We start from the raw sequence: 20640 nt of genomic DNA, 5'->3' as shown, positions 1-20640 counted from the left end.
GCCGCGTCGTCCGGCGCAGGGCTGAAAGCCCCGCTTGTCCTGCCGGGCAGGGATGCTCACCAGGCAGTTGCACCGACCCGCCCGCTCCGCGGGCAGGGGGATGTCTTCGGAAGGAAGACGAGAAAGGACCGGTGAAAGGCCGCGTCTGCAACCCTCCAAGGAGCATTCCCATGGAACTGAAATTCGTTGATCCGCCCTCGCTCAAGGACAATCCCGACAAGGCGCGCCGTTCCAAGTCCAGCCCGAAGGCCCCCTGCTGCTGGCGACGATCAAGGCTGTTGGCATCGTGCAGCCGCCCGTCGGGTGCGCTCCGGTCGGGACAATCCCGAATACGACATCAGGCTTCTCATGGCTGATGGCAGGATTAAACACGTCAGAGTATTCGGCCGCGTGATAAAGCACGATACCGGTCGACTGGAATGCGTTGGCGCGGTTCAGGACGTGACACAAAGCCGGCTGTTGGCGCAGGCGCACGACAAACTTAGGTCGGAACTCGCCCACCTCACGAGGGTAATGAGCCTCGGCGCAATGACGGCCTCGATCGCGCATGAGGTCAATCAGCCGCTCTGGCGGCCGACCCGCCAAACATCGAGGTCGCGCAAGAAACCGCGCGCCGCACCATCCGCGACGGCAATCGTGCGGCGGACGTGATTGCACGATTGCGCGCGCTTTTCAGCAAACGGCCCCCAACGATCGAACCAATTGATCTGAACGAGGCTGCGCGAGAGGTGATTGCACTGTCGTCCGGCGATCTTCAACGAAACCGGGTGGTGCTGCACACCGAGTTCGCCGACGGGCTTCCGCCGGTCGGCGGTGACCGGGTCCAGCTTCAACAGGTAATCATAAACCTGCTGCGGAACGCTCCGATGCGATGAGCGGCGTCGATGACCGCCCGAGGCAGCTGGTGATCAGAACCGAATTGGACGAAGACGATCACGTGCACCTCTCCGTACAGGACGCCGGCGTTGGTTTCGGGCCGGAAGGAACGGCGCGCCTCTTCGAGGCGTTCTATACAACCAAGAGCGAGGGCATGGGGATCGGGTTGTCCGTCAGCCGCACCATCATAGAGAGCCATAACGGACGCCTGTGGGCTGAACGGAACCGGGGCCCGGGTGCTACGTTCTCATTCTCCATCCCGGAGTACTTCGGGGAAGGGCTTCGCGAGGTCGGCACCATGCGCGCATCGGCTATGGGCAATGCGCAGAGTTCAGCGGGGATTCGATGAAAGTTGTGCAACCACTCGTGTCTGTCGTCGACGACGATGAATCCGTGCGCGAGTCCCTGCCAGACCTGCTTAGAGCGTTCGGTTTCAACGCGAAGTCGTTCTCCTCGGCGGAAGAGTTTCTAACCTCCGACAATTCGGCAGATAGGCCTCGTTATGCCCGCGGGATCCTGGTCGGCGGGGTCATCGCCGCCGCCGTCGGCAACGATCTGGTGCTGGCGCATTCCCATGATCCGCTCAAGACGGCCTAACCTAAGTCCTGATCCTCACTGGCGGACCGGCGATCTATCTGCTCGGGAGCGCCAACTACATGAAGGCGGTCTATCGTGTGGTGCCGGCATCCCAATGGCGGGCGTTCCTGCCCTGCTGCTCCTGATCCCGTCGCCTACACCGTCGACTTGCTCGCTATGGGCTGGCTGACAGAGCTGGCGCACCCACGCCCGGCAGGCATCGAAGAAACGGTGTCCGGTCCTGTCGGGCGGACCTCATTCGGCAATCGTCGTCGGCAGTAGATGCAAAGTGTGATCGCGGCCCAAACCGGTGCTCATGACCATGTTTACGCTTGGGCCGTATGTGGCTGTTGTCTTTTGATATGGTATCGATAACATGCCTTGCGTGAAGTTGATTCCAACGGGTGGTTCATGAGCGATGCCGGACGCCGCAGAGACCTTGTGCCCGAGTGTCCAGCGTTTTGCTTGGGCACATCGCTGCCGGCTGGTGGAGCGGCATGATGGCCAAGGCAGCTTCATCGAGACCGGGCGAGAGCCACGCCCCGACGATGGTCGACGTGGCGCGGCGGGCAGGTGTGTCCACCATGACGGTTTCACGCGCCCTGAAAGAGGGCAGCCTCGTTTCCAAGGCGACGCGGGAAAAGATCATGGTCGCGGTCAACGACCTCGGCTACGTGCTCGACCAATCGGCCGGCAGCCTGTCCTCGCGCAAGACTGGATTTGTTGCCGCGATGGTTCCATCACTCAACAATTCCAACTTCGCCGATACGGCGCGCGGCATAACGGATGAACTGGAGAGCACGGGACTCCAGCTTCTGCTCGGCTACACCGACTATACGGTCGAGAAGGAGGAAAAGCTGATCGAAGCGATGCTCCGTCGGCGGCCCGAAGGCATCATTCTGACCGGCGGCGCCCATACGGAGCGCGCCCGCCGGCTTCTTAAAAACGCGGGCATCCCTGTAGTCGAAACCTGGGAGTTGCCGGCGAAACCCATCGATCAGGTGGTCGGATTCTCCAACGAAGAGGCGATGGGGCTTCTCGTCAAGACGCTGGCCAGAAAAGGCTACAATAAATTCGGTTACATCGGTGGCACGACCTCGCGCGACACGCGCGGCAGCCAACGGCGCGAAGGCTTTGTCAGAGCCATTGAGGAACTCGGCCTGCCAACCGGGCGCCTCGTTTCCTTTGGCGTGCCGCCGATATCCATCGAGCAGGGAGGCCAGGCCGTCGTCAGCATGCTGGAGCGCTGGCCGGACACGCAAGCCGTACTCTGCGTTTCGGACCTTTCGGCCTTCGGCGCACTGATGGAATGCAAGCGCCGGGGCATGCGGATCCCGCAGGACATCGCCATTGCCGGCTTCGGCGACTACGAGGTAGCCGCCTTTTGCCATCCCGGCATCACCACCGTGAATGTCGACTGCTACGGCATCGGGCAACAGGCCGCCCGCAGATTGATCCAGGTGATCCGAGGCGACGAGAAACGACACGGCGAAGAAATCGTCCTCACAAGCTATCGCGTCGTCGAGCGCGAAAGCACCTGAGCTCCTGCATCGATTCAAACGCAGCGAAGGGCAGCCCAGCAGCGATTTTTCGCGAGACCATCACCCTCACGCATGACGGTGCCTTGAAAGCCGGAGCAGCGCGCGCCGTCACGATGGGCGTCGCAATGTCTCGTGGTCGTCGATGCGAGCGGCGAAGTCCTCGCCAGCCTGCGCATGGATGGCGCGCGGTTCCTCAGCATGCGTACGGCGCAGGCGAAGGCGCGCACCGCAGCGTCAATAAACGCCGCTACTGGCGGCATCGCGTTCGAGTGGCGCTCTCAGCCGGTATCGCATCGCAGGGCGACGTGACCAATTTGGGCCCGGGGGCTTGCCGATCCGCTTCGGCGGACGCCTTGCGCGCGGCATCGGCGTCGGGTCGGGAACCGGCGAGCAGGATTTCGATGTGGCACACGCCGCCTTGGCGGCGGTTGGCGCCGACGTGATTTCATGCGATGTGCCGATGCGCCTCCAGCGCAACCGAAGGATCTTCAGAACGCGATCTGAACCTTCATGGATTTGTTTCGGTCACCGGCGATGTCGAAAGCCGCGACCGCCTCGTCGAGAGGATAGATGCCCGTCAGTAGCGGTTTGACATCCACCCGGCGGCGATTGATCAGGTCGACGGCGATCCCAAACTCCTCGTGGAAACGGAAAGTGCCCCGCATCTCGATCTCTTTCGCGACGACGAGGTTCTGCGGGATCGACAGATCGCCGCCGAGACCGAGCTGCACGAGCACGCCGCGCGGCTTCAGGACATCGAGCCCTGCACGCACCGCGCGTTCATTGCCGGAGGCCTCGAACATCACGTCGAAACTACCCTTGTCGACATTGTAGGCGGCGAGCTCTTCGCTGTTTGTCGCGACATTGATCGTCCGGTCGGCACCGATCTCCAGGGCCTTCGCCAGCACGCCCTCCATGACATCGGTGGCGACGATCTCGCGCGCGCCGTGGGCTCGTGCGGCGAGGATGCAAAGCGCGCCGATCGGCCCGCAGCCGGTGACCAGAACCCGTTTGCCGAGCAGCGAGCCGGCGCGGTTCATGGCATGCAGCGTCACCGCGAAGGGCTCGGCGAAAGCGGCTTCGTTGATGGAGATGTGGTCGGCTATTCTGTGGCACTGCCACGCCTCGGCGATCAGGCGCTGGCGGAAGGCGCCCTGGATGTGCGGCATCGGCATGGCGCTGCCATAGAAGCGCATGTCGAGGCACTGGTTCTGCATGCCTTGCAGGCAGTAGCGACAGGCATTGCAGGCTCGGCTGGGCGAGATCGCCACGCGATCGCCGACCGCAAGTGGGGAGATGCCGTCGCCGAGGGCCCGCACCGTGCCCGCAACCTCGTGGCCAAGAATCATGGGTTCACGAAGGCGGATCGCGCCGAAGCCGCCATGGTTGTAATAATGCAGGTCCGAGCCGCAGATGCCGCCAGCCTCGACCGCGATCTCGACCTGTCCGGCGCCAGGGGAGCCCGGATCGGTCTCCTCGATCCGCAGGTCTTTTGCCGCGTGGATGACGATCGACTTCATGATGTGATCCCTTCTCAGACGACCGGTGTCAGCAAGGTCTGTCCGCCGAAATGGGCCGCGAGATTATCGCGAACGAGCTGACCCATGGCCTTGCGGGTTTCCACCGTGCCGCTGGCGTGGTGCGGTTGCAGCACGACGTTGGTAAGCTTCAGGAAGCGCTCGTCGATGGTTGGCTCGTTCCAGAACACGTCGAGCCCGGCACCCTTGATGGCACTGGATTCCAGGGCCGCGAGCAACGCGGTCTCGTCGATCGTGCTGCCGCGCGAAATATTTATGACGATACCGTCTGCTCCGAGCGCTGCCAGGATCGACGCATTAATGATGTGTTTTGTGCTTTCGCCGCCGGCGAGCGTTACGATCAGAAATTCGCTGTCGCGCGCCAGTTCGACCAGATCGCCGACAAAAGTATAAGGAAGATCGTCGCGCTTGCGGTTGTCGAAATAGGAAATCGTGCAGTCGAATGCAGCGGCGCGCTTCGCCACCGCCGCACCGACGCGGCCCATGCCGACAATGCCCAGCCTTTTTCCACAGACACGCGTGACCAGCCCCATATTGCCCTTGCGCCAGCTTCCATCGCGTACATAGGCGTCGGCCTGCGGGATTTTTCGCGCCACGGCGAGCAGTAGCCCGATCCCGATATCGGCTACGTCCTCGGTTAGAACATCCGGTGTATTGGTGACACGAATGCCGTTCGCACTGGCATAGGCAAGGTCGATGGCGTCAGTGCCGACGCCATAGCAGGAAACGATTTCGAGCTGCGGCAGCTTTCTCATCAGCGCAGCACTTGCGCCAAGCTCGCCGCGCGTAGCTATGGCGCGGATCGCGCCGGCGTGGCTTGAGAGCAACGCGTCCTTGTCCTCGGACTGCCAAAGTTTGTGGACGCGATATTTCGCCTCAAGATCTCCCATGTCCCAATCGGGATAGGGACCTGTCATCAAAATGTCGGTCACGGCGTCGTCTCCTGTGCGAACTCATTTTTCCATTGACTATGTTATCGATAACATTCATGTCAATAGGGACTGGCGGCAGTGCGTTGGAAATCGTGGCCGCTTCAGCAAACATTGCTCAGGAGGAGCATTTGGGCAGTTCATTATTCGATTTGACCGGCATGCGGGCGCTGGTCACCGGCTCGGGACAGGGGATCGGCCTGGCGCTGGCCGAGGGGTTGGCGCAGCACGGCGCCGAAATCGTGCTCAACGGACGCAGCGCCGAAAAGGTCAAAACAGCTGCGGATGCACTGATAGCGAAGGGATACAAGGTCCATAGCGCCGTCTTCGACGTCACCAATCATGCAGCGGTGGCGAACGGCGTCGCGGATATCGAGGCGACGATCGGCGCCATCGATATTCTTATCAACAATGCCGGCATGCAGTTCCGAATGCCGCTCGAGGATTTCCCCGCCGACAAATGGGAGGAACTCTTGCGCACCAACATCTCCAGCGTGTTCTTCGTGGGACAAGCGGTGGCGCGGCACATGATCCCGCGGCGGCGCGGCAAGATCATCAATATCGCCTCGGTGCAGAGCGAACTGGCCCGAACGAACATCGCCCCCTATACAGCCACGAAAGGCGCTGTGCGCAACCTGACGCGCGGCATGTGTGCCGATTGGGCGAAGCACGGCTTGCAGATCAATTCCATTGCGCCCGGTTACTTCAAGACGCCGCTCAACCAGGCGCTGGTCGATAATCCCGAGTTTTCAGCCTGGCTGACCAACCGCACACCGGCGGGTCGTTGGGGCGATGTCGGCGAACTGGTCGGCGCGGCGATCTTTCTGGCTGCACCGGCCTCGTCCTTTGTCAATGGACACACGCTCTATGTCGATGGCGGCATCACAACCTGCCTCTGAGTCCTGGTCCATCGTCGTGATGGGTGTCAGCGGCTGCGGCAAGACCAGCATTGGCATCGCGATCGCGGCTCGTCTAGGGCTCGCTTTTGTCGAAGGCGACGCGCTGCACCCCCGCGGGAATGTCGAGAAAATGTCGGCGGGCATACCGCTTGCCGACGAGGATCGTTGGCCTTGGCTGGACCTGTTGGGCTCAGCCTTGCGCCATGCCCATGAGGAAGGACGCGGGCTCGTCGCGAGTTGCTCGGCGCTGAAGAAATCGTATCGCGATCGTCTTCGCGATGGTGCCATTGGGCCCGTGCTTTTCGTATTTTTGGACGGTTCACGTGCGGTGTTGCAAGCCAGGCTCGCCGAGCGCCGCAGCCACTTCTTTCCGCCCGCGCTGCTCGACAGCCAGTTCGCCACACTGGAGCATCCAGGTGACGAGAAGCTGGTGGTCACAGTGGACATCGAGGCGCCTGTCGACACGATTGCCGATAGAGTGTTGCAGGGTCTGGGTACATTTGGGGTCGGCCCTGCCAGATCAAAGAAAGGCACGTTGAAATGACGCAACCAACAAAAGTCGCCGTTGTCGGCGCCGGCATCATGGGATCGGCGATCGCCACACGCCTGATCGAGACTGGGCTAGCCGTGACGGTATTCGATCTGGACAAGGTCAAGATTGCAGCGCTGACTGCAAAGGGTGCGGCTGCCGCCGCGTCGGTCGCCGAGGCAACGCGAGCGAACGACTTCGTCATTCTCAGTCTCAACCATGCCAATATCGTGCGTTCGGTGGTGTTTGGCGATGGTGGTGTCGCTGCTGCGGCGTCGTCGGAAAAGCTGCTGATCGACATGTCTTCGATCGATCCTGTCGACACCGCGCAGATGGCCGGGAAGCTGTCTGCCGAGACCGGCATGAAATGGCTCGACTGCCCGCTTTCGGGCGGCGTTCCCGGCGCGCTGGCCGGCAGGCTGACCGTCATGGCGGGTGGCGAGGCTGAAGACTTCGAACAGGCGCGCACGGTGATGCGGCATCTCTGCGCCAACTACACTCTCATGGGCCCAAGTGGGGCAGGGCAGACGACCAAGCTGATCAACCAGCTGTTCTGCGCAGTACTGTTCCAGGCTGTCGCCGAAGCCGTGAAGCTTGCCGAAGCCGGCGGCGTAGACCCGAAGGCAATTCCCGCTGCACTCAAGGGCGGGCGGGCCGACTCCAGCATCATGCAGGAGTTCATGGCAAAATTCGCTGCCCGGGATTTTTCAGCCACCGGCCGCATCGACAACATGCTGAAGGATCTGGATTCGCTGCAGGCCTTCGCGCTGAAAACCAAGACGCCGATGCCGATGACCGGGCAGGTGGTCGAGATCCATCGCCTGCTCTGCGCCGCTGGATTGGGGCCGAACGATTCGGCCGAGATGATGCGTCTGCTCGACGGCAAGACCAGCTGATCCGTTGGCCTTATTCTTTGATGCTTGACGCCTAGAAATGTTATCGATAACATCATTTGGGCGATCTCGGGAGGAACGCATTGTGACCGAGCAAAAACTGATCGAGTTCAAGTCAATTACGAAGGAGTTCGGCGGCACCCGCGCGCTCTCCGACGTGACGCTTGATCTGCACAAGGGCGAGATCCTGGCGCTGCTCGGCGAGAATGGCGCCGGCAAGTCGACGCTGATCAAGACGCTCGCCGGCATCTATCGGCCGGATGGCGGCCAAATCCTGTTTCGCGGCGAGCTCTACCATCATCGCCCGCCGCGGCCGAACCAGCGCCAGCCCGTAGCCTTCATTCACCAGGATCTAGGTCTTATCGAATGGATGACGGTCGGCGAGAATGTCGGCCTGGCCCAAGGCTTTTCGCTTCGCTCTGGCCTGATCGACTGGCGATCGACCGAGGCGAGGGCGCACGAGGCGTTAAAGCTGGTCGGCTGTGATTTCGACCCGACGACGCGGGTCCAGGATCTGACCCGTACAGAAAAGTCGCTGGTTGCCATCGCTCGCGCCTTGGCTACCGAGGCCGATGTGCTGGTGCTCGACGAGCCGACCGCCAGCCTTCCCGCCGACGAGGTCGAGCGGCTGTTCGACGCCATCCGTCCGCTCAAGCAGCGCGGCGTCGGCATGATCTATGTCTCGCATCGCCTCGATGAAATTTTCCGCATCGCCGATCGCGTCGCCGTGCTGCGCGACGGCAGGCTGGTCGGCGAGAAGAAAGTCGCCGATACAAAACCGGACGAACTGGTCGAGATGATCGTCGGCCGTCCGGTCAGCCAGGTTTTCAGCAAGGCTCAAACGCAGGCCGGCGAGACGATCTGCGCCGTGCGCGACCTGGTCTGCGCCGGTGCCGGCCCGGTGTCTTTCGACGTGTGCAAGGGTGAGTTGCTCGGCCTGGTCGGCCTGCGCGGCGCCGGGCAGGAACTGGTTGGCCGGGCGCTGTTTGGCTGCCAGGCTTTTTCCGGCACGGTGACGATCCGCGGGGCTGTGCCGGACCTGTCCAGCCCGATCGCGGCGATGTCGTCCGGCATCGGCCTGATCGCGCGTGACAGGACCGAAGAATCAATCGCTGGATCCTTGTCGATCCGTGAGAACAGTTTCCTCAATCCCGGCGCCGGCAAGCGCGGCCTGTTTTCCTTCCTTGCGCCTCACAAGGAGGCTGCGCTGGCGCAGGCGATCGGCAGTTCCGTCGGGCTGCGCCCCAACGATCCGAACCTGCCGATAGAGGCGCTGTCGGGTGGCAACCAGCAAAAGGTGGTCGTCGGGCGCTGGCTGCACACCGGGCGTACATTGCTGATCGCCGAGGATCCGACCGCCGGCGTCGATGTCGGCGCCAAGGCTGAGGTCTACCGGCTGATCGGCCGCGCGCTTGAAGCCGGCCTCGCCGTCGTCGTGGTGTCGACCGATTTCGAGGAGATTGCCCACATCTGCCACCGCGCCTTGGTGTTTTCGCGTGGGCAGATCGTTCGCGAACTCACTGGCAAAGACCTCACCACATCCGCCGTGATCACCGCGGCATCGGCTTCCGAAGCCGCCTGATCTTTCTGGGAGCGAACTCATGCAATCGATCGAATCCAGCGCACTCGAACCGACCCGCGGCGAAATGGCGGGTTTGTCCATGGGGCAGAAGGTCATCCGGCTGCTGCCGGTCTACGGACTGGTGATCCTGACCGTGTTGCTGATCCTGTTGTTTTCGATCCTGCTGCCGAACACGTTCCCGACGCTGCTTAACCTGCGCTCGATCATCTCCGACAAGGCGATTATTGCGCTGTTGTCGCTGGCGGCGATGATCCCGATGGCGTCGGGACGCATCGACCTCACCGTCGGCTACGGCATTGTGCTGTGGCACATCCTGGCCATCAGTCTGCAGACCATGTTCGGCATTCCGTGGCCGCTGGCAGTGATGATAGTGCTGCTTCTCGGCGCCGCGACCGGCTTCCTCAACGGCCTGCTGGTCGAAGTCGCCCGCATCGACTCTTTCATCGCCACGCTCGGCACCGGCACCGTGCTCTATTCCTTGGCGCTTTGGCACACTGGCGGCCGGCAGGTTGTCGGCGTGTTGCCCAACGGCTTCTACGCGCTCAACGGCACGATGGTGTTCGGGCTGCCGATCACCGGCCTCTACGTGCTTGGCATCGCCGTCGCACTGTGGATCATCCTCGAATATCTGCCGATCGGCCGCTACGTTTATGCTATCGGCGCCAACCCGAAGGCGGCTGCTCTCAACGGCATTCCGGTGCGCCGCTTCGTCATCGGGGCGTTCATCTCCTCGGGCTTCCTGACGGCGCTGACAGGCGTGCTGCTCGCCTCCAAGCTTCGCATTGGCCAAGCCAGCGTCGGGCTGGAATATCTTCTGCCGGCCCTCGTCGGCGCCTTTCTCGGCTCGACAACGATCAAACCCGGGCGCGTCAATGTCTGGGGCACGATGACAGGCGTCATCATCCTGGCGGTCGGCATTTCCGGCATCCAGCAGTTCGGCGGCTCGTTCTTCGTCGAGCCATTGTTCAACGGCGTCACGCTGCTCGTCGCCATAGGCATTGCCGGCTACGCCCAGCGCAAGCGCGGCGCAGCGCAAAGAAACAGGACCAAGACCGTCGCGCAGCCCTCGAAGTGACAAATCGAGCCAAACCCGTGGATCATGGAATGAACGACTACGAGGTTCTCGACGATCGGTTCGGCAAGCTGATGATCGGGCATGCCAAGCTCGAACGGCTATGGACCGGTAGCCGTTGGGCGGAAGGACCGGTGTACGTCCCCGCCGCAAGGCATTTGCTGTGGTCGGACATCCCGAACGATCGGCTGCTGCGCTACGACGAAAGTGATGGTTCCGTCAGCATCTTCGAGGCCCATTGTAACTACCAGAACGGCCACACACTCGACCGCGAAGGCCGCGTCGTTGCTTGCGAGCATGGCGGGCGCCGTGTCTCCCGGCTCGAGCATGACGGGCGTTGGCAGACGCTTGTCGAAACCGTTGCAGGCAAGCGGTTCAATTCACCCAATGACGTGGTGGTCAAATCCGACGGTACGATCTGGTTCACCGACCCGGTCTACGGCATCGAAAGCCACTACGAGGGCAAGATCGCCAGAGCGGAGATCGGCGGCTCCCATGTCTACCGATTCGACGAGCTTTCGGGTGAGGTGAGCGCCGTTGTCACCGACATGGTGCAGCCGAACGGCCTGGCTTTTTCGCCCGACGAGACGATCCTCTATGTCTCGGACAGCGGCGCCAGCCATGTGCCCGGCCTGCCGCGCGCGATCAAGGCCTATGACCTTGCCGCCGATGGCCGCTCGGCGCTTGCAGGCGGCATCTTCGCCGAGTGCGGGGCTGGCCTCTTCGATGGTTTTCGCGTCGATCGCGACGGCAACATCTGGGCCTCCAGCGCCGACTCGGTGCGCGTCCATGCACCGGACGGAACCCTGATCGGCCGTATCCTGGTTCCCGAGCTCGTTTCCAATGTCTGTTTCGGCGGTCCCAAGCGCAACCGCCTCTACATCACCGCTCAGACATCCCTCTACGCCATCTACGTCAACGCACATCCGGCCGGTGTTGGTCCGGTGGCGGGCGACATCAGCCGGTGACATGTCGCCAACTCCAATCGAAAGCCGAGTTTGAAAGACCATGCAATTTCTTGAAACCAAGGGAGGTACCAACATGCAACGCAGAACATTCCTGAAATCATCCGTCGCCTTGATGGCCATGACAATCGCTGCTCCTGTCCTGTTCGCCGGCCAGGCACGGGCGGACGCCACAGCCGACGCCATGGCGGTGGTCCAGAAATATGCGCAGAAGGTCACGGTCTGGGATGGCCCGACCACCGGTCCGAAGGCGCAGCAAGGCAAGACGATCGTCGTGCTCGCCGGCGACCTCAAGAACGGCGGCATCCTGGGCGTCACCAACGGCGTCGAGGAAGCAGCCAAGGCGATCGGCTGGGAGGTCAAGGTGATTGACGGCGCCGGCTCGATCGGCGGCCGCACCGCTGCCTTCGGCCAAGCCATGGCGTTGAAGCCGAATGGCATCGTCATCAACGGTTTTGACGCGGTCGAGCAGGCGCCGGCGCTGGAACAGGCCAAGGCCGCAGGTATCCCGTTGGTCTCCTGGCATGCCGGACCGGTGATCGGGCCCGACGAGAAAAGCGGCGTGTTCGCCAACGTGTCGACGGATGCCATGCAAGTCTCCACGGCCGCGGCCGACTGGGCCTACGCCGATGCCAAGGGCAAGCCCGGCGTCGTCATCTTCACCGATTCGACCTATGCCATCGCCATCGCCAAAGCCGACAAGATGAAGGCGGAGATCGAGCGGCTGGGCGGCAAGGTGCTCGAATATGTCGACACGCCGATCGCCGAGACTTCGCAGCGCATGCCGCAGCTGACCACTTCGCTGCTGCAGAAATACGGCGATGCCTGGACGCATTCGCTGGCGATCAACGATCTCTATTTCGACTTCATGGGACCCTCACTTGCCGCCGCCGGCAAAGCCGGTACCGACGCGCCGATCAATGTCGCCGCCGGCGACGGTTCGGAATCGGCCTATCAGCGCATTCGCGCCGGTCAGTTCCAGAAGGTGACCGTCGCCGAACCGCTCAACTTGCAGGGCTGGCAATTGGTCGACGAGCTGAACCGCGCCATCGCTGGCGAAAAATGGTCGGGCTATCTGTCGCCGCTGCATGTGGTGACGGCCGACAATGTCGAGTTCGACGGTGGGCCGAATAACGCATTCGACCCCGGCAATGGCTACCGCGACGCATACAAGAAGATCTGGGGCAAGTAGGAGCCCGGCGATGCGGGCGCAATACGCGATGCGCCCGCATCTCATTCGCACGACAAATCCACGGATTGCACCGCGACCTGCCCTTGCCGGCCGGCGGCCATCCCAAGCGCAGAAAATCAGGAAACCCTCGCCATGATCATTCGCTACGCCCTGTTCGAAGGCGAAATCCACCCCGGACGCGAGAGCGAATTCCGGCGCTTTGTCAGGGAAAGGCTAGTGCCGTTGTGGACGCAATTCCCTGGAGCCGAGGAGGTGCGCGTTCTGGATGGCACGGCACGGGATGAGGGCGCCCCCGTCTATGCCATGGCGCTCGCCATCCGTTATCCCGACATGGACGCCTGCAACAAGGCGCTGCATTCCGACGTTCGCTTTCAGAGCCGCGATGTGACCGGAGAGCTGCTCAAGATGTTCACCGGCCGTGTGCATCACCATGTTTTCGAGGCCAACGAGTTTCCAACCGCTCGATAGGATGATCAAAAAAAGCTTCACACGACATCGCCGACGCACGTCCAAAACTGGACACCAACGGCATCTTAGACGGGTTCACGCGTCGGCGGTGGACCAGTCCCCAGGGCTGCCAGAACTCGCCGCCTTTTCGCTCGTGCCAGCGGCTCGACAGCCGTAACGGTCAATCGAACAATCTGCGCGACGGAGTAGTCCTCGATCGCCAGCGTGAGCTGGCCGGCTTCGATCTTGGAAAGGTCGAGTACGTCGTTGATGAGCCCGAGGAGGTGGCGGCCGTTTGCCTGCACGCGCGCGACGGTCGTCTTCGCCTTGTCCGGGAGTTCGCCGTAGATGCCGTCGACCAGCAGTTCTGTGAAGCCCAAGACTAAATTGAGCGGTATCCTGAGCTCGTGGCTCATATTCGCGAGGAACTGCGACTTGTGGCGGCTAGCTGCCTCCAGCTCCCGGCCTTTCTCCTCGATCTCGCGGAACAGCTTGGCATTCTGGATCGCGAGCACCGATTGGGCTGCGAAGGTCTCCAGCAGATGGACAACTTGCTCATGGAAGGCACCTGGCTTGTGGCGCCTGACGACCAGTGCACCTACGATCTTGTTGCGTTTAGCCATGAAAGACGACGATTCGCCCAAAGCATGCAAAAGGGGCCCATCGGCTCTCGCGCCGCGATGCAAGGTCAGGAAAGCCTTACGCCAGATCAGTTTGTGAAAAGTCATTGCCCTTGTAAAGCAGTGCAAGCCGGTGAGCCTTCGCGCAAGCGTAGGCAAAACAATCGCCGAAATTGAGATCGGCTTTGTTCCCGACTGCTTTGCCGTATTTCATGCTGGCTTCGATCGCCCGGTCGCCGATGTCGCCGGATATCGTGATTTCCTTGCCGGCGATCTCGATCAAAAAGGCGTCGACGGTATCACGGGCTTGCGCCAGCATGTTGGCCGTGGGCTTGGCGTTCTTTTTGATGGCTTCGGCCGACGCTCGCGCGAGACCCTGGACTGCCTCGAACCGGACGAGCGGGGAGATATACAGCGGCTTGGTCGCGGCCGCGAGCCGCTTTTCCAGTTCTTCCGCGCCAGGTTCCTCGTTCAGGATGGCAACGATCACCGAGGCATCGACGAACATCAGTCGTCGCCCCACATTTCGTCGGTGAATTTCTTCATATCGAAATCAGGGTTGGCTGGCCCGATCCGCCGCGCCATTTCCTTGACTTTGGCAAGTCTCTCGCGCAGCGGGACGCTGCTGCGGTTGCGCTCGATCTCATGGCGCAAGGCGGTTCTGACGGCCTCGGTCTTGCTGCGCGCCTTGGTAATCTGCTGCAGCTCGACGGCCATGGCATCGACGTCGGGATCGCGAATGAAGAGCGGCATTTGTATATCCTCTGAGTGATATATGTATATCATATCGGAGATATACTCGCCAGCGAATTCGCGAGCGGCGGTTTTGATAAGGAGGGGAGGGAGGAATGCAGCTCGCGAAAATCCGTCGGGAGGGTCGGTTCTGGTGCTCAGTCCTTGGAATTGCTCGGCGTCTGAAACACGTCGCTCCGGCCATGTCACTGTCAACGCCCACATGCCCAAGGCGTATCGACGCTGCGTGCGCCGACGCGTGCGCATCCCAACATCCGCGGCAGTAACTATGACCAGTGAAGGAAAGGAAGAAAGAATGCTGAAAACCCAACACTTGATCAGATGCATGCCCTCGGGTTCGCCGGCATGGCGGCCGCCTGCGGGAGCTTGCCGAGCAGGACAGTGCTGGCGACCTAAGTCGCGACGAGTGGCTCGGCCTGATGCTCGATCGCAGCTCCAACTGATCCGCACGATTAGAAATGCAAATCTGCATTACCATCAATAGCAGAGGCCCGCGTTGTCGAGCAGTTGCCCCGGAGCTCGTGCCGGCCGCCCAAGGAGCGTACCGGTAAAATGGAGTGAAATCCTTAGCCGTTCCTTCATTCATCCCGGCTTTAATACTTCCATGGAATGGGGTGGCCGTATCTTGAGGCGGTTTGTTAGCCGTCAGCGACAAACAGGCGAGAGCGGCAACATTGCTACTATTTTTGCCCTGTCGTTGCCGATTGTCGTCGGCGCAGCGGGTCTCGGTATCGAGACCTCCTACTGGTATTTTAGCAGCCTGAAATTACAGGCGGTGGCGGATGCGGCGGCCTATGCTGGCGCTTTGGAAAAGGTTTCGGGATCTGACAAGCCAACGATTGTCTCCGCCGCGACACTGTCAGCGACGACGACGGCTGGGACCCGTCAACAGGCACAATCGAAATCTTCACGCCCCCGTCCTCTGGCCCGAATGTCGCCCAAAAGGCCGTCGAGGTCATCGTCCATCAGAACCTCGATCGGTTTTTTACATCGATATTCACGCAAAACCCGGTCGGCGCACGGGCAAGAGCGGTGGCTCTTATCACGGCTGCTTCAAAGGCCTGCCTTACGGCGCTCGATCCTTCCGCTTCGAAAGCGGCGCTGTTTTCCGGCAGTTCCAACCTCAAACTGACCGGCTGCGTCGTAATGTCGAATTCGATAGCCGCGGACGCCATCAAGCTTCAGGGATCGGCAAGCCTTCAGGTCGATTGCCTAATATCGGCAGGCGGTGTTTCGTTGAGCAACCCCGTGACGACCGTCTGCGCCAGCCCGATAACCCAGGCGTTGCCCGCTGCCGATCCTTTTGCCGACTTGCCGGCGCCACCGGCCACGAACCCCTGTCAAAACAGCAACCAGTCGACGTTGCAACCTGGAACATACTGCAGGGGGCTCAGCTTGAGCGGCAATGTGACGCTCTCGGCCGGGGTATACGTCATTCAGGGAGGAGATTTCAAAGCGAACTCGAATGCAAATATTTCAGGCGAGGGAGTCATCATCTATCTGGCCGGCAGCGCGGGCGTCAGCATGAACGGCACGGCCACCGTCAAGCTCAGCGCACCGACGTTAGGCACCTATTCGGGAGTGCTGTTTTACGGCGACAAAGCTAACCGGACGGGATCGAACACGTTTAATGGCACGGCAGATTCGCTTTTGACCGGCGCTTTGTATTTTCCAACACAGGATGTCAATTACCTCGGCAATTTCTCGGGCAAAGGTGGTTGCACTCAGGTCGTCGCCAGTTCCGTGCAGTGGTCCGGCAATGCGAACGTCAATCAGGATTGCACGAGCCTTGGAATGCGAGACATTCCGGCCACGCAATCGATAAAGCTTGTCGAGTAATCTTCGTGGCACGGTTACCAGCCCGAATGTTCGGGAGCGATTCGGGTATTGCCTCGGTGGAGTTTGCGCTGGTTGTGCCGATCCTTTGCCTGGTACTTCTTGCCATCATTGACGGCTGGTCTTTTGTATCAAGCGCGTTGTCGATGCGTGCGGGCGTGAAAACGGCGGCCAATCTCGTGATGCAAGGGGCAGCCGACGACGCGGCTACCCAGACCGTCGCCCTTTCGAGCTGGGAAAATCATCCCGATGACGCGCAGGTGACGCTGAGCCGGAAACATATGTGCGGGATCACCGTGGTCGATCCATCTGTGCTGTGCGACAGTTTGAAAGCTTCCGCGGTTTTCGTTGAAATACAGGCGACGGCCACCTGGTCGCCGCCCTTCAGTTTCGGCGAGTTTTCCCTCTCGCGCGAGCTCAGCCACAAACAGGTGATACGTGTTCGCTAAAGGGAGAGCCTTCATACGTGGGGCATCAGGCGGAGCCGCACTGGAGTTCGCGCTGATCGCGCCTATTCTGATAATGCTTTTGATCGGCATCTTCGCATTCGGCTGGGCTCTGAATGCCATGTCACGTGTTCGCTATACTCTGGAAACCTCCTCACGAGCGCTGCAAATGAAGAATTCGCTGACCGAAGCCGAGATAAAAGCGATCGCCACGGCAAAATTGCTGAGTTTGGGATTAACCGACGTCGACGTAACAATAGCAATCGACGCCCCCAGCGGCGGCTTTCGAATGGCCCATCTGACCGCCAAATATGCGTTCGCGATCGAGTTTCCGTACTTCGACCGATACTCGATAAATTATGCGACAACTGTCACAGTTCCGTTGGTTGCGTCATGAGCGCACCCAATAGTCTCCTTACGCAACATGCGCAGTGATCGGCTTGTTCTTCTTTGCTTGCGTTCAGGTCTGCTTCACCGCCACCAGCCAGAACGTAGGCTTCGGCGCGGGCCTTCATCCTAGATCGGGGACGGCATGTATGATCACGGCCTTTGCCCCGGCAATGCGCGGCTTGCCGTCCCTCACCTCGGCCGCTATTCCCTGCCTAACGCCATCGCCCGCGTGCTGCACAGCGCGGACCGACGGCAGAGACTCCCTGACGAAGATAATCCCGGCCGCCGGCTCCGCGCTCGCTCACGATCTCGCCAGCGGAAAGTCCATGCACAGCGGGCGCTATCGCTTGACGGCGGTCGGCACCGGCCTGCGACGAAGAACTTGGCGCAACGTCTGAAGGCGGACGTTGGCACCCCCTTCCGGGCGGACCCATCGGCTACCCGGAAGGGCAGCTCAAGAATCCTGACAGGGTGCTGTATCCAGGCCGAGGCAAGGGGCCGAGGCATATGGAAACCCTTTTTGACCCGACTGGACAGCGATCGCAGCTCGACGCGGGTAACAACGCTCCGCGATTCAATCCGGCTCGCGCGTGGGCGGTTCTGATATACAAGTGGGGTGCCTAACGAAGGTCACAATGGTTGAAGAAGGCGACAACCGCCGCGAACGGAGACAGCGCGTCCTGAAGGGTGCCGCGATCATTAACGGCATCAACAACTCCGAAATCACCTGCACCATTCGAAACCAGAACGTCGGCGGAGCCAAACTCAAGGTGCCGGTCGAAGCCCTGGTGCCGGAGCATTTCCTTCTCTACGTGCCGACCGATGGCGTTGCCTATCGGTCTGTGTTGCGCTGGCGCAGGAACGACCGTGTCGGTGTGCAGTTCACCGAAACAGTGCCCAAACCGCGCCTTCACTATGGCTGAAGTTCTCGTTGCACCAGCCGAGCACCACCGGCAGCAACAGTAGGCACTGACCTTCAACACAGCAAAGGAAGCCGCCGTACTGCCATGGGCAAAGGCTCAACTCACACAAGCCGTCGATTGTCTCGTCGACCTTCAGGTTCTGACCGCTCAGCGCGGCATCGCGCCAAAATGTCGCCGCATCACGTTCATCGGGAACGGACAATGATTGGAACCGAACTCGCCAGCGCGGGCTCGCGGCGGTAGACGACCGAGAGGCTCTGCCGCCCCAGAATTTCCCGGTCAACCGCCGCAACCCCGGGTCGCTATCCTATGATGCGGGCCAGCACCGCGAGGCCGGGCCCCGCCACGGCCGCCGCGGCCATGTCGGCCATCACGCGATTGACCAGCACAATGCTGGCGCCTGCCCCGTACTCGGCAATCCATTTCGCGCCGGGCGTGCCGGAAAGCCTTGCATCGAAGTAGATCGACAATTAGGTCGACGTCGTCAGTTGCCCTGACATCCTCGAGCGTGACGGCATCGGTGATGAAAAGAGCGGTCGTCCATCCGCCGACGAGTACAAGGGCGCTCGCGCAGGTCGTCGCGTCCGCCAACGGCCGATCAGTTGGCAGGCCGCGGGCGCGGTCCCGGGCCGGGCTCGTAAACACCAACAAGACCTTCGACGTTGTTGCATTGATAGGCAATGCCAGCGCAAGCGACATTCGTAGATAAGAGATGGCTTAACTAAGAGTTCCCTCAACCACGCCCGGTTCGAGCAAGGATCGGGTAAACCGGCTCGGGACCCTACTCCTCGGCCAGCTCTCTTCCGGAACCTATTCAGCGGCACCAAAGTTGGGGTGGAGGTCAGGAGTGTGCGATGAGTTCCAAAACTGGGGATGGTCGGCTCTCTTTCATTGAGTTTCAGTCGCCCACGCTGGTCGAGAACGCGCCTGAGGACGGCGAATGGCTTCATGAGATCAAGTACGATGGCTACCGCACCGAACTGATCATTGAGGGCGGCAAAGCGCGAGCCTTCACGCGCCGTGGCTATGACTGGTCGCACCGATACCGACGAATTGTTCAAGCGGCGGCGGGCTTGCCGGTGAAGGCGGCGATCATCGACGGGGAGGCTGTCGTTCTCGGCGACACTGGCCTGCCGGACTACCAAGCGTTGGAACGGGAGTTGGGCAACCCAGACTCGCCGAGGCTCATCTTCTACGCATTCGACCTGCTGCACCTCAACGGGCGCGATCTGCGGCAGCAGCCGCTGGTAAGGCGTAAGGCAGCCCTAGAGAAGCTGCTGAAGAACTCAGCCCCGACATTGACCTACGCCGAACATCTGGAGTTGGGCGGCACGGACGTGTTTGAACATGCCTGCCGTATGGGGTTGGAGGGCATCGTCTCCAAGCGCACCGATGCCACCTACCGCTCAGGGATCCAGACCAGTTGGCTCAAGGTGAAGTGCATCAAGAGCGACACTTTCCCCATCGTGGCATTTGTCGAGAAGCTGGGCGCTCACCCGCGCCGCATCGCATCCCTCTACATCGGTCGCCGCGAGGGCGACCGACTGCTCTATGCCGGGAAGGCCCGCAGCGGCTACACCTTGAGCGTTGCTCAACTGGTTCGAGAGCGGCTCGACCCGCTGATCATCAGCAAGTCGCCTCTGTCAGAGCCCATCGTGAAGCCGAAGGCGACGTGGGTCAGACCAGAGGTGCTGGCCGAGGTACAGTTCAGCGGCGTCACTGATCGCGGCGTGTTGCGCGAGGCAGTATTCAAGGGTCTGCGAGAAGACCTCGTGGCGATCCCGGCCAAGCCTCCGGCGCCATCAAAGCGACGTGGACCAGCCCAGGAACATGGCGTTCCCAGCGAGAACATCCTGCAACTGCTGCCCGACGCGGTCTCGCCCTCCAAGGAAGAGCTTGCGCGCTACTGGCAGAGGGTTGCTGATTACGCACTCGTCCATCTCGGCCACCGACCGCTGAAGCTGGTCCGCCATGCTCTCGGGGCAACCTTCTACCACAAGGGCGCGCTGCCGAAGATCCCCGCAGCAGTGCATCAGTTGCGCGTTCAAAAGCGCGAGGGTGGCGAAGGTGTGCGCGTGTGGGTGGACGACCTTGCCGGCTTGCTGGGGCTGGTCGAGATGGACGCGGTAGAGCTGCATCCCTGGAACGCTACTGTTGACGACATCGAACATGCCGACCGGGTTGTTCTGGACCTTGATCCGGGCGAGGGGGTCGAGTGGGATGAAGTGATCGAGACCGCGCTAACGCTCCGCGACATCATGGAAGCGGAAGGTCTGCAGAGCTGGCCGAAGGTGACGGGCGGCAAGGGCATTCACTTGATGGCCCCACTTGAGACGAAGATTACGCACGACAATGCCCGGCTCCTTGCCCGATCGTTCGCCAAGCGCCTCGCTGAAGCTCATCCCGATCGCTATCTGCTCTCCGCTGCGCCGGCAGCCCGAAAGGGCCGCATCTTCATCGACTACCTTCGCAATGGGCGCGGTAACACGGCGGTCGGCGCCTTCTCCCCACGAGCGCGACCCGGCTTCCCAATCGCCCGTCCCGTGACCTGGAGCCAGGTTGAGGCAGTCATCCGTCCAGATGCCTTCACCATTGACCGTCCGTTTAGGGCGGCTGCGAGAAAAGCAGCGTGA

At 61.4% G+C, this 20640-nt stretch carries 24 protein-coding genes and 1 pseudogene; 18 read left to right on the top strand and 7 right to left on the bottom strand.

Annotated elements, in window-relative coordinates; translation table 11 throughout:
• Positions 1–557: 557 nt before the first annotated feature.
• On the bottom strand, positions 558–833 hold the full coding sequence (locus NKH33_RS25410; protein WP_352922016.1) for a hypothetical protein: 276 nt from the start codon (positions 831–833) through the stop codon (positions 558–560).
• Positions 834–871: 38 nt separating this feature from the next.
• On the opposite strand from NKH33_RS25410, the gene NKH33_RS25405 reads away from it, so the two are divergent.
• The 4 genes and pseudogenes from NKH33_RS25405 (at position 872) to NKH33_RS25390 (ending at position 3302) form a co-directional block, all read left to right on the top strand.
• A complete protein-coding gene (locus NKH33_RS25405; RefSeq protein ID WP_352922014.1) occupies positions 872–1225 on the top strand; it encodes an ATP-binding protein in 354 nt (117 codons plus the stop codon).
• A pseudogene (locus NKH33_RS25400) lies at positions 1222–1353 on the top strand (DNA-binding response regulator); the annotation flags it as partial. The gene NKH33_RS25405 and the pseudogene NKH33_RS25400, both read left to right, overlap by 4 nt.
• 596 nt (positions 1354–1949) lie before the next feature.
• Positions 1950–2993 (top strand): LacI family DNA-binding transcriptional regulator, encoded by a 1044-nt coding sequence (locus tag NKH33_RS25395; protein WP_352922012.1) that lies wholly within the window; start codon positions 1950–1952, stop codon positions 2991–2993.
• A 174-nt stretch (positions 2994–3167) separates the two neighbouring features.
• Complete coding sequence (locus NKH33_RS25390; protein ID WP_352922048.1) at positions 3168–3302, top strand: hypothetical protein; 135 nt, start codon at positions 3168–3170, stop codon at positions 3300–3302.
• A 179-nt stretch (positions 3303–3481) separates the two neighbouring features.
• Here the strand turns inward: NKH33_RS25390 and NKH33_RS25385 are convergent, their stop codons facing one another.
• Both NKH33_RS25385 and NKH33_RS25380 read right to left on the bottom strand, forming a co-directional pair.
• A complete protein-coding gene (locus tag NKH33_RS25385; protein WP_352922010.1) occupies positions 3482–4513 on the bottom strand; it encodes an L-idonate 5-dehydrogenase in 1032 nt (343 codons plus the stop codon).
• Between the two features lie 14 nt (positions 4514–4527).
• On the bottom strand, positions 4528–5448 hold the full coding sequence (locus tag NKH33_RS25380; RefSeq protein ID WP_352922046.1) for a 2-hydroxyacid dehydrogenase: 921 nt from the start codon (positions 5446–5448) through the stop codon (positions 4528–4530).
• A 173-nt stretch (positions 5449–5621) separates the two neighbouring features.
• Here NKH33_RS25380 and NKH33_RS25375 point away from each other — a divergent pair, with 173 nt between their 5' ends.
• The 8 genes from NKH33_RS25375 (at position 5622) to NKH33_RS25340 (ending at position 13060) form a co-directional block, all read left to right on the top strand.
• Positions 5622–6359, top strand: a complete 738-nt coding sequence (locus tag NKH33_RS25375) for an SDR family oxidoreductase (RefSeq protein WP_352922044.1) — start codon at positions 5622–5624, stop codon at positions 6357–6359.
• On the top strand, positions 6328–6903 hold the full coding sequence (locus tag NKH33_RS25370) for a gluconokinase (protein WP_352922009.1): 576 nt from the start codon (positions 6328–6330) through the stop codon (positions 6901–6903). The genes NKH33_RS25375 and NKH33_RS25370 overlap by 32 nt, the downstream gene beginning before the upstream one ends.
• Complete coding sequence (locus NKH33_RS25365; RefSeq protein ID WP_352922007.1) at positions 6900–7784, top strand: NAD(P)-dependent oxidoreductase; 885 nt, start codon at positions 6900–6902, stop codon at positions 7782–7784. The genes NKH33_RS25370 and NKH33_RS25365 overlap by 4 nt, the downstream gene beginning before the upstream one ends.
• A gap of 82 nt (positions 7785–7866) precedes the next feature.
• On the top strand, positions 7867–9363 hold the full coding sequence (locus NKH33_RS25360) for a sugar ABC transporter ATP-binding protein (RefSeq protein WP_352922005.1): 1497 nt from the start codon (positions 7867–7869) through the stop codon (positions 9361–9363).
• 19 nt (positions 9364–9382) lie between these two features.
• Positions 9383–10438, top strand: a complete 1056-nt coding sequence (locus NKH33_RS25355) for an ABC transporter permease (protein ID WP_352922003.1) — start codon at positions 9383–9385, stop codon at positions 10436–10438.
• A 29-nt stretch (positions 10439–10467) separates the two neighbouring features.
• Positions 10468–11403, top strand: coding sequence for an SMP-30/gluconolactonase/LRE family protein (locus NKH33_RS25350; RefSeq protein ID WP_352850914.1), 936 nt, complete (start codon positions 10468–10470; stop codon positions 11401–11403).
• A 73-nt stretch (positions 11404–11476) separates the two neighbouring features.
• Positions 11477–12592 (top strand): ABC transporter substrate-binding protein, encoded by a 1116-nt coding sequence (locus NKH33_RS25345; RefSeq protein WP_352922001.1) that lies wholly within the window; start codon positions 11477–11479, stop codon positions 12590–12592.
• Positions 12593–12724: 132 nt separating this feature from the next.
• Positions 12725–13060, top strand: coding sequence for a hypothetical protein (locus NKH33_RS25340; protein ID WP_352474892.1), 336 nt, complete (start codon positions 12725–12727; stop codon positions 13058–13060).
• A gap of 65 nt (positions 13061–13125) precedes the next feature.
• Here the strand turns inward: NKH33_RS25340 and NKH33_RS25335 are convergent, their stop codons facing one another.
• The 3 genes from NKH33_RS25335 to NKH33_RS25325 form a co-directional block, all read right to left on the bottom strand.
• On the bottom strand, positions 13126–13662 hold the full coding sequence (locus NKH33_RS25335) for a sensor histidine kinase (RefSeq protein ID WP_352921999.1): 537 nt from the start codon (positions 13660–13662) through the stop codon (positions 13126–13128).
• A 76-nt stretch (positions 13663–13738) separates the two neighbouring features.
• Positions 13739–14167: a type II toxin-antitoxin system VapC family toxin gene (locus NKH33_RS25330; protein WP_352871685.1), complete on the bottom strand. Its 429-nt coding sequence runs from the start codon at positions 14165–14167 to the stop codon at positions 13739–13741.
• Positions 14167–14412: a type II toxin-antitoxin system VapB family antitoxin gene (locus tag NKH33_RS25325; protein ID WP_352921997.1), complete on the bottom strand. Its 246-nt coding sequence runs from the start codon at positions 14410–14412 to the stop codon at positions 14167–14169. The genes NKH33_RS25330 and NKH33_RS25325 overlap by 1 nt, the downstream gene beginning before the upstream one ends.
• A gap of 604 nt (positions 14413–15016) precedes the next feature.
• On the opposite strand from NKH33_RS25325, the gene NKH33_RS25320 reads away from it, so the two are divergent.
• The 5 genes from NKH33_RS25320 to NKH33_RS25300 all read left to right on the top strand — a co-directional run bounded on the left by NKH33_RS25320 (position 15017) and on the right by NKH33_RS25300 (position 18007).
• Positions 15017–15544 carry a TadE/TadG family type IV pilus assembly protein gene (locus tag NKH33_RS25320; RefSeq protein WP_352921995.1) on the top strand — a complete coding sequence of 176 codons (528 nt, stop codon included), beginning with the start codon at positions 15017–15019 and terminating at the stop codon, positions 15542–15544.
• Positions 15445–16251, top strand: coding sequence for a hypothetical protein (locus NKH33_RS25315; RefSeq protein WP_352921993.1), 807 nt, complete (start codon positions 15445–15447; stop codon positions 16249–16251). The genes NKH33_RS25320 and NKH33_RS25315 overlap by 100 nt, the downstream gene beginning before the upstream one ends.
• A gap of 26 nt (positions 16252–16277) precedes the next feature.
• Complete coding sequence (locus tag NKH33_RS25310; RefSeq protein WP_352474371.1) at positions 16278–16697, top strand: TadE/TadG family type IV pilus assembly protein; 420 nt, start codon at positions 16278–16280, stop codon at positions 16695–16697.
• Positions 16687–17091 (top strand): TadE/TadG family type IV pilus assembly protein, encoded by a 405-nt coding sequence (locus NKH33_RS25305; protein WP_352921991.1) that lies wholly within the window; start codon positions 16687–16689, stop codon positions 17089–17091. Before NKH33_RS25310 ends, NKH33_RS25305 begins: the two co-directional genes overlap by 11 nt.
• A gap of 628 nt (positions 17092–17719) precedes the next feature.
• Complete coding sequence (locus NKH33_RS25300) at positions 17720–18007, top strand: PilZ domain-containing protein (protein WP_352619061.1); 288 nt, start codon at positions 17720–17722, stop codon at positions 18005–18007.
• Between the two features lie 302 nt (positions 18008–18309).
• Here the strand turns inward: NKH33_RS25300 and NKH33_RS25295 are convergent, their stop codons facing one another.
• On the bottom strand, positions 18310–18477 hold the full coding sequence (locus NKH33_RS25295; protein ID WP_352502857.1) for a hypothetical protein: 168 nt from the start codon (positions 18475–18477) through the stop codon (positions 18310–18312).
• 384 nt (positions 18478–18861) lie between these two features.
• Here NKH33_RS25295 and ligD point away from each other — a divergent pair, with 384 nt between their 5' ends.
• Complete coding sequence (gene ligD / locus NKH33_RS25290; protein WP_352921989.1) at positions 18862–20640, top strand: DNA ligase D; 1779 nt, start codon at positions 18862–18864, stop codon at positions 20638–20640.

Source organism: Mesorhizobium sp. M1182 (assembly GCF_040318335.1).
Lineage (GTDB): Bacteria > Pseudomonadota > Alphaproteobacteria > Rhizobiales > Rhizobiaceae > Mesorhizobium.
The sequence above is the reverse complement of the archived record's forward strand: the minus strand, read 5'-3'. Positions and strand labels throughout refer to the sequence as shown.